Annotated in this window: 12 protein-coding genes; 6 read left to right on the top strand and 6 right to left on the bottom strand. The window is 50.7% G+C overall.

Going from position 1 to position 16,376, the window contains the following annotated elements; genetic code table 11:
• Window positions 1-50 precede the first annotated feature (50 nt).
• A complete protein-coding gene (locus FVR03_RS00060) occupies window positions 51-1,628 on the bottom strand; it encodes a serine hydrolase (RefSeq protein WP_255473969.1) in 1,578 nt (525 codons plus the stop codon).
• A gap of 456 nt (window positions 1,629-2,084) precedes the next feature.
• Between FVR03_RS00060 and FVR03_RS00055 the strand changes: the two genes are divergently transcribed.
• Together FVR03_RS00055 and FVR03_RS00050 are read left to right on the top strand one after the other, a co-directional pair.
• Window positions 2,085-3,083: a GNAT family N-acetyltransferase gene (locus FVR03_RS00055; protein ID WP_147919709.1), complete on the top strand. Its 999-nt coding sequence runs from the start codon at window positions 2,085-2,087 to the stop codon at window positions 3,081-3,083.
• A 66-nt stretch (window positions 3,084-3,149) separates the two neighbouring features.
• Entirely contained in the window at window positions 3,150-4,136 is a 987-nt protein-coding gene (locus tag FVR03_RS00050; protein WP_147919708.1) for a GNAT family N-acetyltransferase, read from the top strand.
• A gap of 160 nt (window positions 4,137-4,296) precedes the next feature.
• Here the strand turns inward: FVR03_RS00050 and FVR03_RS00045 are convergent, their stop codons facing one another.
• Window positions 4,297-5,331 (bottom strand): zinc dependent phospholipase C family protein, encoded by a 1,035-nt coding sequence (locus tag FVR03_RS00045; protein ID WP_147919707.1) that lies wholly within the window; start codon window positions 5,329-5,331, stop codon window positions 4,297-4,299.
• A 524-nt stretch (window positions 5,332-5,855) separates the two neighbouring features.
• On the opposite strand from FVR03_RS00045, the gene FVR03_RS00040 reads away from it, so the two are divergent.
• The gene (locus tag FVR03_RS00040; protein WP_147919706.1) at window positions 5,856-6,266 is read left to right on the top strand and encodes a hypothetical protein; all 411 of its coding nucleotides are present in this window, start codon (window positions 5,856-5,858) and stop codon (window positions 6,264-6,266) included.
• 89 nt (window positions 6,267-6,355) lie between these two features.
• Here FVR03_RS00040 and def read toward each other — a convergent pair whose 3' ends face one another.
• On the bottom strand, window positions 6,356-6,925 hold the full coding sequence (def, locus tag FVR03_RS00035; protein WP_147919705.1) for a peptide deformylase: 570 nt from the start codon (window positions 6,923-6,925) through the stop codon (window positions 6,356-6,358).
• Window positions 6,922-7,338, bottom strand: coding sequence for a Holliday junction resolvase RuvX (ruvX, locus tag FVR03_RS00030; RefSeq protein WP_147919704.1), 417 nt, complete (start codon window positions 7,336-7,338; stop codon window positions 6,922-6,924). Before ruvX ends, def begins: the two co-directional genes overlap by 4 nt.
• A gap of 296 nt (window positions 7,339-7,634) precedes the next feature.
• Here ruvX and FVR03_RS00025 point away from each other — a divergent pair, with 296 nt between their 5' ends.
• The 3 genes from FVR03_RS00025 (at window position 7,635) to FVR03_RS00015 (ending at window position 11,388) form a co-directional block, all read left to right on the top strand.
• Complete coding sequence (locus FVR03_RS00025; RefSeq protein WP_147919703.1) at window positions 7,635-9,323, top strand: S41 family peptidase; 1,689 nt, start codon at window positions 7,635-7,637, stop codon at window positions 9,321-9,323.
• Between the two features lie 321 nt (window positions 9,324-9,644).
• Window positions 9,645-10,805 (top strand): homogentisate 1,2-dioxygenase, encoded by a 1,161-nt coding sequence (locus FVR03_RS00020; protein ID WP_147919702.1) that lies wholly within the window; start codon window positions 9,645-9,647, stop codon window positions 10,803-10,805.
• A 199-nt stretch (window positions 10,806-11,004) separates the two neighbouring features.
• A complete protein-coding gene (locus FVR03_RS00015; RefSeq protein ID WP_147919701.1) occupies window positions 11,005-11,388 on the top strand; it encodes a co-chaperone GroES in 384 nt (127 codons plus the stop codon).
• A 128-nt stretch (window positions 11,389-11,516) separates the two neighbouring features.
• On the opposite strand, the gene FVR03_RS00010 is transcribed toward FVR03_RS00015, so the two are convergent.
• Window positions 11,517-12,065, bottom strand: coding sequence for a hypothetical protein (locus tag FVR03_RS00010; RefSeq protein ID WP_187269976.1), 549 nt, complete (start codon window positions 12,063-12,065; stop codon window positions 11,517-11,519).
• A gap of 219 nt (window positions 12,066-12,284) precedes the next feature.
• Window positions 12,285-16,034, bottom strand: a complete 3,750-nt coding sequence (locus FVR03_RS00005) for a S8 family serine peptidase (protein ID WP_147919700.1) — start codon at window positions 16,032-16,034, stop codon at window positions 12,285-12,287.
• Between the last annotated feature and the right edge of the window lie 342 nt (window positions 16,035-16,376).

Below are 16,376 nucleotides of genomic sequence, written 5' to 3'. Positions count from 1 at the left end.
CGACACTGCCTTTTGAAGCTAAGCTCACCGCTTTCCGCCCGTTACTACAGTTATTGCACCTTTGTAAACTTCAGCTCGCTGAAATGGAAATCAGGGTTGTTGGCATCTAAGCGCATGCCTGCTATAGTACCGTCTTCACCAACCAGGAACCTGACGCGGGTGGGGGTGAGCAGGGCATAGTTATTCTTCCACTCCAGATCAAAAATATCATGCTGCCAGTGCTTGAGTGTTCCGCCTAAAGTAGGAGCAGGTGCCAGGTGCAGTTCAAGTTTTCCGTTTTGCAGCCTGATGGTGGCATCGCCATAGAAGGGACTGTTGTAGGTGCCGGTGTAAGCCTGTAGCGGCATGGTTGGTTTTCCTTTCACTGGCTTCACTTTGGGGGCCTTGGCCGCTGCGTCTTTTTCAGCTTGCCTGCCACGGGCCATCAGGTCGAGGTAAAACTTGCTCCAGTCGCGGCCGTTTTCTTTCCCGAAAAGCTTATCGATGGTGTAATTGGCCACTGGCGTCATTATGCTGCTCATGCTGTTGGTCAGAATAACCACACCCAGGTTTTCTTCCGGCACCAGTACCGTGCGGCTGTTCATGCCTTCGTGCCCGCCACCGTGGTTTATAACTTTGCGCCCTTCGTAGTCGCTCATCATCCAGCCCAGACCTGCCGCCTGAAAGTGCGTGGATGGCACCATGCGCTCGGCCTGCCGTGTTACCGGAAACGGATTGTGTGCTGTCCACATTATCTGGCTGGCATCTTCGCTAAAAATACGTTTGCCTTTGTAAGTGCCGCGGTTGAGTTGCAGGCGCATCCATTGGGCCTGCTGGTTTACGCTGGTAAAAATGCCGGCAGCCGGGTTCCAGCTGTCCCAGGGGCGGAAGGTGGTCGGAACAGGTTTTCCTTTCTCGTCGAAGCCATGAGGAGAGGCGATGTTAGGTTTGCCTGCCAGCTGCGTGACAGAGGTGTAGCTGCTGGTCATGTTGAGTGGCAGGAAGAACCGCTCCTGTATAAAAGCTTCCCAGGTTTTGCCGGTAACAGCTTCTATTACCTCACCGGCTGCTATAAACATGAGGTTCGAGTAGCCATAGCCATCACGGAAGCCATATTCCGGCTCCAGGTGCTTTGCCCGCTCCAGAATTTGGCGGCGGCTGTAGGTGGTGTGGTACCAGAGCAGGTCGCCGCTAAAGGTTTTGAACCCGGCCCGGTGGCTGAGCAGGTCTTTTATATTGAGGCTTTGCGTTACGTAAGGGTTGTAGAGCTGCAGGTAAGGCAGGTACTTGGCTACCGGGTCGTCCCAGCTTATTTTGCCTTCATCCACTAGGATTCCTAAGGCTGCCGCTGTATAAGCTTTGGTGTTAGAGGCGATACCGAAAACCGTGTTAGCATCTACCTGCCCGCCAGCTGTAGCGTTGAGCACTCCGTAGCCTTTGGCAAAAATAACCGAATCGTTTTTAACAATGGCGATAGCCATGCCAGGTACATCCCAGTCTTTAAGCGCTTGTTGATAATAAGCATCGAGTGTGGCTAACTCGGCAGGTTTAACCGTTTGCTGCGCCTGGGTCTGCACCTGTACCAAGGCAAAAAACACCAGCAAAAGAGCGTGCCGAAATTGTAGAAAGTAGTGTAGAGAAGGCATCATGCGGAAATAAATACGTCAAACATTGAGCAAGTTAAACTTTTTCGAGGACATAAGACAGAGGACATAAGCCCTTTTCTGCCTGATAGACCCTTGGCAAAATTCAGATGAAAAATCCTCTGGAGGGTATTTTCATTTGAATAATTTCGATGTTACCACTGAAACAGGTTGATTTATCCTGAAAACTTTCTTGCATGTGCTTTGAGGTTAGCTCCTGCGAGTATCTGTTTAGTCCAGACACTCGCAGGAGCTGCGCACGCTGCGAGGTCTTACCTGCTATTCCCAACCAATTAACAATTGAACCATTTAACAACTACCAATCAAGAACCAACACCCAAATTATTCAAATGAAAACAGCCTTCCGAAGGGTTTTTGGCTTGTAAGGTGTCGAGGGTTTTTAGCCTAATTTTTCAGATTGATGCTGCTATTTGCTAGCTTGCGTACTTTCGAGAGTTTGCTATGATCCGGTACCTGCGCCACCACCAGCTAGATAAAGCCCAATGGGATGCCTGCATAGAGGCTTCTGAGGAGGGGGTGCTGTGTGCGCTGTCGTGGTACTTAGATATTGTGTCGCCGGGTTGGCATGCGCTGGTAGAGGAGGAGAACGGCCGCTACCTGACGGTAATGCCGCTGCCGGGCTCGTCCAAAATGGGCTTCTCGCGCCTTGGCCCCTCTTACTATTGTCAGCAATTGGGTATAATGTCGGTGAAGCCGGGTGGAGCAGATGCGGTGGCAGCAGCTTTTCTGGCCGAAACCACCAGGCATTTCCGGTTTATACACAACTACAAATTTGTGACGGAAAACACGCAGGCGCTGCTGCAACTCAGACCACAATACCAGTTGCAGCCCCGCCACACCCGCTACCTGCTCCTCGACAAGCCGTACGCCGAACTCTACAGAGGCTACAACCGCGACCGCAAAATGAACCTGAAACGGGCAAAACGGGCTGGTTTGGTTATAGCAGAGAGTGAAGACATAGAACCTATGATCTCGTTTTTTAAGGAGCACGTGGAACATAAAGTGGTAGGCGGTGTGGCAGAACCTACTTATCAGATGCTACGCGATATTTTTGCAAAGATGCGGGAACACCGGATGGGGCAGCTGTTTTACTCTTCTATAGATGGAAAGCTGAATGCAGGCTGTCTTTTTGCCAACTACAAAGGCACGGTGAGCTACACCTTTAATGCCGCAGACGAGGTAGGGCGTGTCACCAACGGCCGTACCCTGATGCTGGACGAGGTGATACGGCAGTACGCCAGCTCCGGCTTCACCTTCGACTTTGAAAGCCCGGCCATTGAGCAGATAGACCAGTTTTATGCCAGCTTCGGGGCAAAGCAGGTGCAGTACCTGGCTCTGCACCAGAACAAGCTGCCACTTCCGGTGCGCCTCATCCGGGACCTGCGCATGAAGCTCTACCGCGCCTTAAAGCCAAACAGAGGTGTAGCCGAAGAAGAGTAGTTCTTCTTTTTAGACGCAGGACACAAGACACAAGAATTTTTCTCTTCATAAAAACCGAAACCCGATTTGGCGCAACTGCTCCGACACCACCAGCTAAACAAACAAGCCTGGGATGCCTGCATAGAGGCCTCTGCAGAAAAGCAGGTGTATGCGCTCTCGTGGTACCTGGATGTGGTGTCGCCGGGGTGGTGGGCCGTGGTAGAAGAGGAGCAGGGGGAATACCTGGCGGTGCTGCCGTTGCCGGTGGCCCAAAAGCTGGGGGTGCACTATCTGCGCCAGCCGCTTTTTTGCCAGCAATTAGGGGTTTTTGCCAGGCCGCATTTTAAGAGGCAGCAGATAGGGGAGATGCTGGCTATTGCCCGGAGCCACTTCAGCCTCAGCACCACCTATAGCTTTAACACGGCCAACACCGACCTGCTACAGGCATTGCCGGAGCAGCCGGCGTTTACCACCTGCTTCACGCATTACCTGCCACTCCATGAGCCGTACGAAACTCTCCGCAGCCACTACACCCGCGACCGTAAACTAAACCTGAAACGCGCGCAGCAGGCAAACCTGCACCTGGTGGAACTGGATGATCCGGACCCCATGATCCGGTTTTTCAGGGAAAACGTGCAGCACAAAATTTATGGTGGCGTGGCAGAAGTAGCCTACACCCTCTTGCGGAAGCTGTACCAGGAGTTGCTCCAACGCAAGCTGGTGAAGCTGTGGTACACCACCACACCCGACGGCACACTTAACGCAGCAGCCATGTTCGTGTTCTACGGCGACCGGATTATTTACTTGTTTAATGCAGCAAATGAGGCCGGCAGAGTTAAAAATGGCCGAACTCTGCTGCTCGATGAGGTGATAAAACAAAACGCTTCTTCTGATTGGGTGCTGGATTTCGAAAGCCCTTCGCTGGATAGTATCTCTCATTTTTACGCCAGCTTCGGCTCCACACCCGTTGCGTTTCTGATGTGGCAATACAATAACCTGCCGCTACCCCTGAAACTGCTCCGCCAACTCCGGATGGCTATCTACAGCAAATTTACAGGCAAGGAGAAGCAGTAATAGTTGCAGCGTGTCTGCTACAATCGCAGAAGCTACAGCGACTAAAATTGCTCGAATGAGCGATGGGGCTCAGTTGCCGCCACTCTAACTGCTGTGCATTAAACACTCGCAGGAGCTGCGCACGCTGCGAGTGTTTAATGCACAGCAGCTGCAAAACTATTTACTCTTCTTCTCTACCGCAGCAAAGCACCAGGTGCTGGTTGTGCTGGTGCTGTGGAGGTAGGGAGGCGTCGCCTTCTTCGCGGGCTTTGTGTGAGCCTTTGTCGTAATCCTTTTCCTCCATCTTCAGCAGTTGTATCTCTTGTTCCGAAATATCGCCGGTTAAGTGCGGCTGGCCGGCATCTACCCAGGCAGTGTACCAGAAGCTGGCCACAGTTTGTATGGCCAGGCGCATCTGCCGCTCCACCTGCCCGTTTAGCCTGGCGTGGTAGGCTCTGGAGAAGGCGCTGGAGTAAACACGCACCGTTACGTTGTTACGCACTTCAAAACTATATTTCTTGTCTTCGTCGAACTGTTGTGTGAGTTCCCGCTCAAACCGAAGCACCGAGTCTAAGGCCATGTGTGCGGAGGTTACCAGGTCCCAGGCGCGGAGTTGTGGTTGCTCTATGTAAGTGGCAGGTCCAACAAAAAAGTCGTAGTCGTCGGAGAGCAGCTCCGGAAGCCGGGATTCCCAGAAGCCGTGTATGCCCCGCTGCCCCGTTAGCTGCCCGTTGTAGTTGTGGGTGGTATGCAAGGGTACACAGGCATCAGCAATGTAATGGCCCAGATCAGCGGAAATACGCAGAATCCTGTCGACGTTACGTTCTCTGAATGCTTCTGTAAGCTGGTACTTCATGCGGTTGATGTGCCAGGGAACGATGCCGTAAGCCATCAGGGTATCTTCGGAGTATTTCTCGACGGCCTGTTGCCAGTAGCGTGGCATTTTGTAGATGGCGCTGTCGCCGTACACATCAATATCGATGTAATGCCGTGGGGCCTCGCCTGCCACGGCATAGCGGCGGCGGTCGGGGTTAATGGCATTCTCGGTAATGTAGCGGATATGCTTTTTGTAGAACGGAACCATATCAGGAGGCAGCGTGAAAACTGCAAGCCGATTAATGCGCTGATGCGCAAAAAAGCCCCAGGTAAAGCCATTGAGCGGCAACAGGAGCCAGCAGGCCAGAAAAAGTGCTATAATCCGAAACGCAGCTGTCATAACCATGAGGTACGGATTTGTAACAGGCAGAGGTTCAGGAGTTCCTTTTTTATGCCGATAGTTTTTTAGATTAGCTACTTGGGTAGGAGTTAAAAATTAAGAACTGGTTGCTTCTTTTAGTTGGTTCCAGTAGTTGGTTCCAGTACTTTTTGCTTCTGCTTGATTCGGTGCCCTCTGGCTTTTTTGCTCCGTTGCTAGGGCTCTGAGCGCTCAGAGCCAAGGCTATGCAAAAAAACTGTAGCAGGGCATTGGATTGAGCAGCAGCTAAGCCAGATGGAACCTCTTTATAAAATTATCATCATATGAAAACAATGTAATATGTTACACACGCAATTATAATGTAATATGTTACACACGCAATTATTCAAATAAAAACAGCCTCCAAAAGAATTTCAGCATAAAAGTAGTCAAGGGTGTTTTCAGGGAAAATATAAAATAATGTTCCAATGTTTAAGTTTAAACAATTTTTAAGTTATCTTGTCTAAAGAAAAGAATCCGTAGCCTTATTACGAACTTGCCTTTTTATGAAAACGACCTTTGCCCTGGTCATGCTGGCTGCTCTCTTCACTTTCGGATGCCAGCATAAAACGCCCATGTACTCGGCATCTGGTGAGAAACTGGTGATGGTGCAGAAGAATGTGGAGCTACATCGGAAGTCGCCAAACATCTGGCCGGCGAGAGGCTGGGTAGCCGCTACCGAAGATGAGCTGATATTTGTGCCGCAGCCCCAGTATTGGCCTGTTCCGGTATATGTGCATGGCCGCGACAGCACCTTTGTGCGGTTAAAGGAAATAGACCGATTTGAGAAGAAGAACAGGCTGCTTATTCTGCCGATGGGGCTGGATGTGGTTACCAAAGATGGCACGCGCTACCCCTTTGTTACGGCCAGGCGCGAAAAACTTATAAACCAGCTAACCCAGCTTACGAGCCAGTAAGGTAAAGCCGCTGGTAAAGTTTATAAAACTAAAAACCGCCTGTTGCAAAGCTGCAGCAGGCGGTTTTTAGTTTGTTCCGGTTTTAGCCACTATCGCTTTTTAGACAGTGCCGGGAATTTCATTTTATAATCGGCATCTACATAGCCCTTCGAAATTTTGGTGAGCTTTGTTTTGAGCAGGCGCTTCTTCAGGCCAGAGAGGTAGTCGGTAAACAGAATACCCTCGATGTGATCGTACTCATGTTGAATAACGCGGGCCGTCATGCCGTCGTACGTATCGGTGTGTTCGTTCCAGTCTTCGTCGAAGTAGCGGATAACGATGCGCTCGGGGCGGTACACTACCTCGCGAACGCCCGGTATGCTCAGGCAGCCTTCCTCAAAACCCCATTCTTCACCGTCTTCCTCCAGTATCTCGGGGTTTATAAATGCTTTCTTAACGCCTTTGCCTTCGTCTTCATCGTCCATCATCGGTTCAGAGTCTATCACAAACAACCGGATGCTCTTGCTTATCTGTGGGGCGGCAAGTCCTACGCCATGGGCATGGTACATGGTGGCAAACATGTCGTCTACGAGTTCTTTCAGTTCAGGAAAGTCCTTTGGAATGTCCTGCGCGTGCTCTTTCAGTACAGGGTCGCCGTAGGCTGTAATCGGGTAAATCATATGGTTCTGCTTTCTAAATACGATTGTAAAATAATGGCGGCACTTACTCGGTCTACCGTGCCTTTATCTTGCCGGTCTTTCTTTTTCAGCCCTCCTGCCAACATGGCTTGCTGGGCCATACGCGAGGTAAAGCGCTCGTCTACGGTATGCACAGGTGTGGCCGGAAATTCTTTCTGCAGTTTCCTCACAAAACCTACTACATGCTGGGTAGAGTCGGTGGGGTTACCCAGGAGGTTGCGTGGCATGCCTACCACAAAAGCCTCTACCGGTTCGCGTTGCAGGTAAGCTTTCAGATAAACTAACACATCTTTGGCATGAACGGTTTCTAAAGGGTTCGCAATTAGCTGCAGCGTATCCGTTACGGCAATGCCCACTCGTTTAGTCCCGTAATCTATGGCCAGAATTCTTCCCATTACTATAGCTGAATGTGTGCTACATTGGCAGGTATGGCAGATGTAGCACACAATTTGTACTACAAAGGTAATAGTTTTTTTCAAGCTCTTGGTTCGTGGTGGTGAACAAGACCGCCAAAGCCAAATCAAAAGCGCATAAAATTAAAATAATACGAACAAAGTTTGTACCTTTTACTGTTAACCTAGAACATAGCCACTCCTGCAGCGGTAAAAGAAAGAAGTCTGATTGCTTTTTTTTAGATGTGGCAGGCAAAATTTTTTAATATATTACCCCATTCTTTAGCTAGATTGATGAAATGAGTGAAGAGCCAATAAATACCCCACAAGAGGAGCAGACACCAACACCGCAGCGGAAAGGGCACGGTAATTCCTTGTTTCAGATAAGGTTACCGTTGTTCATAGCCATGGCCTTGGTAGTAGGTGTACTCATAGGAGCCAATACCTTCTCGCCCAGCACCGGCAACCCGCAAGACACAGCCAAGAGCTACCTGAAATTTCGTGACATTCTGAGTTACATAGACCGCGATTATGTGGATACGGTTAACATTTCGGAGTTGTCTGATTTTGCCATTACCAAGATGCTGGAAAAACTGGATCCGCATACTTCTTACATACCGGCTGCGCAACTGGCTATGGCACGCTCCTACCTAGAAGGCGATTTTGAAGGAATTGGCGTGGAATTCAATATTTTTAAAGATACAATTTATGTGGTGACGCCTATTAGCGGAGGACCATCTGAGGCAGCCGGCATACAGGCAGGCGACAAGATCGTGAAGGTAGAAAACGAGAATGTGGCTGGTATCGGAATTACTAACGAGGGTGTGTTTAAGCGCCTGCGCGGCCCCAAAGGCAGCAAGGTAAGTATGACCATTCAGCGCAAAGGCAGCAACAAGCCGCTTAACTTTACCATTAGCCGCAGCAAAATACCTACCAGGTCGGTAGATGTAAGCTATATGGTAGACGACAACACCGGCTACATAAAAGTGAGCCGTTTCTCAGCCAACACCTTCGAAGAGTTTAAGCAGGCACTTACCGGCCTCAAGAAAAAAGGGCTGCAACAACTCATCCTGGACCTGCGTGGCAACCCCGGCGGTTACATGGACCATGCCACCCGCATGGCCGATGAGTTTCTGTCGGGGAACAAACTGATTGTGTATACCGACGGAAAAGGCTCTAAATACGATTCAAAAACATTTGCCAGAACCAAAGGTGAATTTGAATCAGGCGCTCTGATTGTACTCGTAGACGAAGGCAGTGCCTCTGCTTCTGAGATTGTGGCAGGAGCCTTGCAGGATAACGACCGCGCCCTGATTGTGGGCCGACGTTCGTTTGGCAAAGGCCTGGTGCAAATGCCCATTCCGATGAACGATGGTTCGGAGTTGCGCCTTACGATTTCGCGCTACTACACGCCAAGCGGCCGCTCTATTCAGAAGCCGTATGTAGCCGGATCAGAAGAGTACCAGCTCGACATGCTGCACAGGTTTGAGCGTGGCGAATACTTCCATCCGGATAGCAGCTTGTTTGTAGATTCGCTTAAATATAAAACAACCCGTGGCCGCACCGTGTATGGCGGCGGTGGTATTATGCCCGATGTGTTTGTAGCCCGCGATACAACAGAGCTCTCGCATTACATGAGCCAGCTGTACAGCAAAAACGTAATCAGGGAGTATACCCTGAGCTACTACCGCGACAACCGCAAAGACCTGGATAAAATGCCGTTTGACCGTTTCCAGAAAAACTTTGAAGTAACCGACAAAATGCTGCAGGACGTGGTAAGACTGGCGAAAAGTGCCGACATTGATTATGACGAAGAACAGTTTAAGCGCTCCAAGAACCTGCTCCGCAACAACCTGAAAGCCTTTATCGGGCGCAGCGTGTATGGCAACGATGGTTTCTTCCCGGTGCTGCACGAGTCAGACGAGGAGTTCCAGGAGGCACTAAAGCAGTTCTCCAGAGCTGGTCAGCTTGCCAAAGGAGGAGCTTAAATAAGTTAAGAGTTAAAAGTTAAGAGTTAAAAGTTTAATTATAATCCATTCACTCACACACTCATTTTGGCATTCAGTATTTTAAAAAACAGCCATTTAACCATTTAGCAAACAAACCATAAAGCCCTTCGCAATTATTCAAATGAAAATACCCTTCCAAAGGTGGTTTAGGGTGTAGAGGGCCAAGGGGTTGAGGCGGAATGCGGTTTAGGAAACTGGTAACTTTTAAATCAGGATAAAATGAGACGCTACTCTCGGATATGCAGTATCTGAAAGTAGCGTTTCTTCGTTTAGATAAGATCTAAGATTGGAGGTAATGTTATGGCGTACTATTGTAAGTTAGGAAACATTCCGCATAAGCGGCATACGCAGTTCCGGCAGCCCGATGGTAGCCTGTATGCCGAGCAGGTCGTTGGCACCCTTGGCTTTAGCGGTGTCGCCTCGTTGCTGTACCACGTTAACCCGCCTACACGCATCAGTAAAATAGGAGAGCCCGAACCCTATGCACCTAAAGCGGCAGCTAACGTAAAGCTTGCGCCACACCACCTGCGCACCCTGCAGCAAACCGAAACCGGCTCCGACTACCTGAGTGCCCGCAAAACCATGCTCCTCAACAACGATGTAACCATCAGCATCTGCAGCCCCACCGAGAAGGAAATGAGCTATTCCTACAAAAATGCCCAGGCCGATGAGGTGGTATTCGTGCACGAAGGCAGCGGGGTGTTATACTCGCAAATGGGCAAGCTCGAGTTTAGCGAAGGCGATTATCTGGTTATTCCGCGTACTATTATTCATCAGTTTAAATTTGCCGATGGCCCTGTTCGGCTGCTGGTCATCGAGTCGTTTAGCCCGGTAGAGACTGTGCGTCGCTACCGCAACCACTTCGGACAGCTGCTGGAGCATGCGCCCTACTGTGAGCGCGACCTGCGACCGCCACACGAGCTCATCGAGTACCAGCCGGGAGGGGAGCACCTGGTGCAAATTAAGAAGGATGGTTTTCTGCATCAGTACTACTACGACTTCAGCCCCTACGATGTAGTAGGTTGGGATGGTTACTTTTACCCTTATGCCTTCTCTATTTATGATTTCGAACCCATAACAGGGCGTGTGCACCAGCCGCCACCGGTGCACCAGACTTTTGAGGCGCATAACTTCGTTATCTGTTCTTTTGTACCTCGCCTCTTCGATTACCATCCGCTGGCTATTCCGGCCCCCTACAACCACTCCAACGTAGACTCCGACGAGGTACTGTATTACGTAGATGGCGATTTTATGAGCCGCAAAGGCGTAGACAAAGCCTCCTTTACGATTCATCCGGGTGGCATACCACACGGGCCGCACCCAGGCACTGTAGAAGCCAGCATTGGTAAGAAAGAAACAACAGAATATGCTGTGATGATCGATACCTTTAATCCGCTACATTTAACAGAAGATGCGCTCAGGTTTCTGGATGAAAAATATCCGATGAGCTGGAAGGCATAAACCGTAATAGTTGCCAGGCTTCTGTTGCGACGTTTTACCAAAACCAGATTCAGGGCAGCATGAAAAGTAGTGGCAGGAGGTCATTTCTATAGGAATGCCAGGATAATTAAATTTTGTGTAATTTTGTAGTTAATTCCCAACCTGTTAGAGGGTGGAGTAGATTAGCTATATCATAATTATGAGTTTGAGTTCATTACCGATGAGGGTTTCTGAAAAGAATAAACTGGAGAAAATAATCATTGTAGGAGACCGGGTGCTGATTAAACCTAAATCAGCACGGGAGCAGACCAAAAGTGGTTTGTACCTGCCACCTGGTGTGCAGGAAAAAGAGAAGGTGCAGGAAGGTTACATTATGAAAGTGGGACCAGGCTATCCGATTTCGGCTGACTATGGTTTCGATGAGGAGTCGTGGGAGCGGGAAGAGGAGGAAGAAATGGTACGGTATATTCCGCTTCAATCGAAGGAGGGGGATTTGGCTATTTACCTGCAGCGCGATGCCATTGAGATTAACTATCTTAACGAGAAGTACTACATCGTGCCGCAAAGCGCCGTGCTGATGCTGGTGCGGGAAGAGGACCTGTAATCCTGCAGTTTTAAAGTAACCCAACAAGAGCGCCATATCCTGCAAAGGGTATGGCGCTCTTTTCTTTAGTACAATTATTTGAATGAAAACAGCCTTCCGAAGGCATTTAGAGCCCTTGGATGTCCAGGCTACAGCGGTTTTGTCAGGTCGAAGTCGGCCTGGAAACGGAGTTGGTTGTCGCGTTTGAGGATATAGCTGAAGGTAGTGCCATCGGAGCTTAGAGCCAGCGTCCATTCGTTGGTGGCGGCGGCAGGCAGTAACTTTGCGGTGTGTGCATCTGCCGGGAACGAATGAGTGAGCGACGCTGCAGGAGCTGTAGAGATGCCGCCATACATAGTAACCTCGTCTGGAGTGCCGTCTTCGTGGCGGTGATCGTGCTTGAGCTGCAGGCCTTCAGGCGTTTGTCGTACCAGCCAGGTGCGCGATTTGTCTTCTCCTACCAAAAACGGAATGCGCAAAGTGGTGTCGGAGCAGGTTTGCACATGCATTACTAGTGCTTTGCCTGCAAAAGGGTCGGTGCCATCGGCGGGGTGCACAACTGTGCCCTGGTAGGAGTTGCCGCATAACGCAGCCAGGCTATTGTAAAAGGTTTCCGGTTGTTTCCGTTGGGCCGTTGGCGAAGTTGTGCAACCTGCCAGCAGCAACAGGAGCATCAGCGAAAAGAATACATTTTTCATGAGAAGTAGATGTGGTGTAAAGGGTATAGGTGAGCTTTAGGTATTGAGCTGCAAATTGTCTATAAAATAACAGAACAACATGATTTTTCGTCAGAGTACTGCATGGTTAATCTTACTACCTCAGCTTAAGCCGTCTACTAACCAGTAATTATTCAAATGAAAACAGCCTTCCGAAGACTTTTGAGTTAAAAGTCGCCAAGGGTTAACTTAGGTGAAACGCTACCGCTGCACGACCAGCTTTCTGCTGTAGTGCCTGCTGCCATGCTGCACGCGCAGGAGGTACACACCCGATGCTTTTCCGGATAGATCGACAAAGCCTTCGAACTGCCCGTTGCGTTGCTCTACTTTGCCTGTGTACAGCAGGTGGCCCACCATATCGGTTACTTCAAAGGTAATGTCTTCGGCCTGGGCTGTTTCCAATTCCAGCCTGAAACGCCCTGTACTTGGATTTGGCGATACGAGTAGCTCTGGCCCCAGCTCCGGCACATCGGGCCTGTAAATGTACGTGTACGGCACCGACATTTCCGAGATGCAGCCATCCCCTAAAACTGACACGCTGTAGCTGCCTGTTTCCTGCGGAATATAGGTGTTGCCGGTGGCGCCAACCAATAGCCTTCCATTGAGGTACCAGCGGTTGCCGGTTGGCGCAGACGATACCAGGGTGCTGTCGAGGCGTGTAACAACTGGTTGCGGAACTGATGCTCCTGTGGTTATATCGGCCAACACACGTTCGCTCTGGCAACCCAGTGCCTTTATTTTTAAATCATAGAAATAATAATAGTAACTGAGTGGGCCGGGGTTAGCGCTGGAACCGGTAATGCTGAAAACATTAGGTAAACCGAACGGATAACCTTCTACACCTTCGTTGTTCCTGTAAATAGTGGCACCACCCTCGTAGGCTATGCCAATTCTGTAGTTGCCGGCTTCTGGTAAAGCAAGACCCAGATAATACACGGCACCTGCATCAGCAGGATCGTCGGGTTGCACACCTGTGCCTGGTGTAGTTCGGGTTGCCACTACATTTAAGGTGCGACTGGAGACGGGGGCACCATCGGCGTTAAAAGCCGTGAACGTGATACGGCCGCTGTGGCCAATGTAGAGCCGCGCACTTTCGAGGAGCATAGGCGCATTAGTGGTAACCAACACATCGGGGGTAAACTGATTATAACCGCCACCCGTTGCGAAGCTTTTAGTAGGAGGCCCAACTGTAGCTGCAAAATCGTTGAGTGCCACGTACAGGCTGCTGCCTACCAGCCCTAGGTCTGCCGACAGCTGGTGCCCGGCTGCTACCGGCATTGCTGCATCAGGAGAGGCGTACCAATAGGTGGAGCTGCCGCCCGAGCTGTTGAGGGTGTATTGGGAACTGGTGCCGCACCGCACCGCCGAAGCTTGTGGTGGTGCAGCTGGCGTGCTGATGGTAATGGTGCGGGCAAGTCGGTTGTTGGATGCCACAACATCGGTTTCGAGGGCAGAGGTGGCCACGAGTTCGTAGGTAGTACCAGCCTCTGTGGAGAAAGTACTTTCCAGCAGCATTTCTTCTTCTGAGAAAGGAGCCAGCGTGCGGTTGTAAACGCCGGTTAAAGTAGCCACCTCCATCCCATTCTGCAGCACACGTACCGACACCGGAATGTTGGTTTGCGCGGCCTCTCCGAAGTTCCGCAACCTGATAACGAGTGCTTGTGATGGTGTAGCGCAAAGGGTGCCGCCAGGAATCGATATGTTGGTGATGCCTACATCGTTTTGCTGCCTTATAAGCTGCACCACATAGTCCTGCGTTTCGCCACGGCTGTAAGAGCCACAGGCGCTTATGCTACTGCTGTTCTCCGTTTCCTGCAGTACCAGGCGCATTCTTACCTTATTGCCTGCTACCACCGTGCCAGGAGCTGTTACAGCAGCTGTTAAGGTATTGGAAGTGCCGGTAACAAAAGTTGCTTCTTCGCCTGCATCGGTAAAGCTGCCATTGTTGTTCCAGTCGAAAAAGGCTTTTGCGGCTGTGGGAGCCTCTGTTCCGCAGAACCCAGTGTTTAAGGTGAACACCTGCGTTTGGCCCGGCTCAAAAAAGATAGGAGCAGCCGCTGTGTAATTGCGGGTGGTGCTGCAGCCGGCTGGCATTGTAAGGGTGTGGGAACCCAGGGAGATGCTGTTAAGGCGGGCACCGGCATCGGAGGAGGGGGCGCTGGTGCAATAAGCCTTGCCGCCAATACCACTTACCAGCAACGAATAGTCCTGCCTGCTGTTGCGGAGCGTGCCTTTGTGCGATACCCGGATGGTGTAGGTTTCGCCGGGTACTGCATTGGCAATCGTAATTTGCTCTACATTATCCAGGGTATTATCGCCGGGGCTGGCTGCCTGGGCAGGGTTTAGCGGGTTGAGCGTCCAGGGGAGGTGGGTGGTGCCAAGGCCGCTTACACGCAGGTCCAGGTCGTTGACCAGGCGGGGCGTGCGGTTGTTCAGGGCCTCTCTGCCTATAGGTGTAGCTGTGGCTTCGGGATCGGTCCAGCAGATAGTGGCAACCAATGGGCCGTAACCCGAGGCCACTACCTGAAAGGTGTAAGTTTGCGATTGGTTCAGACTTCTTTCCTGTAGCAGGTGTGCCTGGTTGGTGTTCGAAATAACGGAGGCAGCCTTGTCGGCGTTAAGTAACCCCCAGCCATGCCTGTAATCAGGGCCTGGAGCAGGACCAGCTTCATCGGCAGTATGAATAGCCAGGCCTTTCAGGGTGGCAGAGCGCATGGCAGCGCCGTTGTTTAAATTGGCATAATGCTCCTGCAACAGCAGTAAGGTGCCAGCCACATTAGGCGAGGCCATGGAGGTGCCGTTGGAGGAGCGATAAGCGAAGTCGCTGGTGCTGCTGGTAGAGAGCACTGCCACGCCGTTGCCTACAATATCGGGTTTAATGCGGCCATCGTCGGTGGGGCCAAAGCTGCTAAAAGCAGAGACAGCAACATCTGCAGGCTTATTATAGCCATTCGGAATGGGTGCAACTGCTCCTACAGTTAAAATGTTTTTGGCTGTGCCGTAGGTGGGTATGTTGTCGTAGCCGTTGTTGTTGCTGATGTTGGCAGGTCGCGAAGCTTCCAGCGTAAAGTTGCCATTGCGGCTCCGTTTGTAGTAAGGTTCACCAACGGCTGGTCCGTTGTCGTTGCGGTTGTTGCCTGCCGACTTCACGATCAGGTAATAGGGTGCGTTATAAGAGATGCGGTCCCAGGATGTGGCAACATCGGAGTAGTAGCCGAATTTATAGTCTACGGTGTCACTTATTTCAGCATCGCCCCACCATTCCCAGAAGGGGTCTCCTTTGGTGCCTTTGCGGTCGGAGTTATAGCGCCAGCCGGCAATGGAGCCGTAGGAGTGGTTAGAGACCAGCAGGTTATTGGCTGCGGCTGCCATTTCCGACACATCGTTGTTATAGTCGTAGGCCTGCAGCTGCCTTACCCCAAAGGCCATGCCCTTAGCAAAACCGTTTACGCCACTGGCTACTAAGGTGCCGGCAACGTGGGTGGCATGGTCATCGGCTGTATTGGCATTGTCTTTCTGCACAACCCTTCCGCGCAGTTCCTGGTGCGTTTCGAGCACGCGGCCAGCATCCCAAACGCCTAACTTAGAGCTCACGCTGCTGTTTGCGCCACTCAAATTCAAACCTAAGCCGCCGCCTGACCAGAGCTGATCGGTTTTGGTGGTGGCGGCTGCGCGAGTGTTGTTGTAGGTAATGTAGTAGATCGGCAGGCCTTTGGCATCGAGGCCCTGCAGCGACATGTGGGTACCGTCTTTGTACGTTTTTTCTATAACCCAGCCGTTTCTGTTGGCCAGTTCTATGGCCCTGGCACGATTTACTTTGTAATCTCTCCCGGCTGCAGCCGATAGGTTTTGCAGAGCTTCCAGGTTGGTGCGGATAGGGGTGATACCCTGTTGTGCTAAAGCCGATGAGGCTGTAACTAAGGCAAAGAGTAAAAGCCAAAGTCCTTTCATATAGGGTACCAGAGTAGCAGGTTAGATCTTCAAGTTAAGATAACAGCGCGAGAAAGGCAAAAGTTATGAGCTAGTGAAACACCTTTATATATTCTAACGGTTGTTAGTAGGTAAACTTTAGATAGCACCTGAAGGTTCCGTGCTGAAGGTCGTGAAGCAGCAAAGGCAAAAGGCGCACCTGGTTGTTACCAAGTGCGCCTTTTCTTTCAAATTATTCAAATGAAAATTGCCTTCCGGAGGTGTTTTAGCCTGTTTGAGGTCAAGGGTAAATTCTATTAACGCGAGTTTTGGGTTTAATTAATTGTGAATCAGTAGTTAAGACACAAAAAACAAGACAGCGCC

The organism is Pontibacter qinzhouensis (assembly GCF_008017455.1).
Classification (GTDB): Bacteria; Bacteroidota; Bacteroidia; order Cytophagales; family Hymenobacteraceae; genus Pontibacter; species Pontibacter qinzhouensis.
The sequence above is the reverse complement of the archived record's forward strand: the minus strand, read 5'-3'. Positions and strand labels throughout refer to the sequence as shown.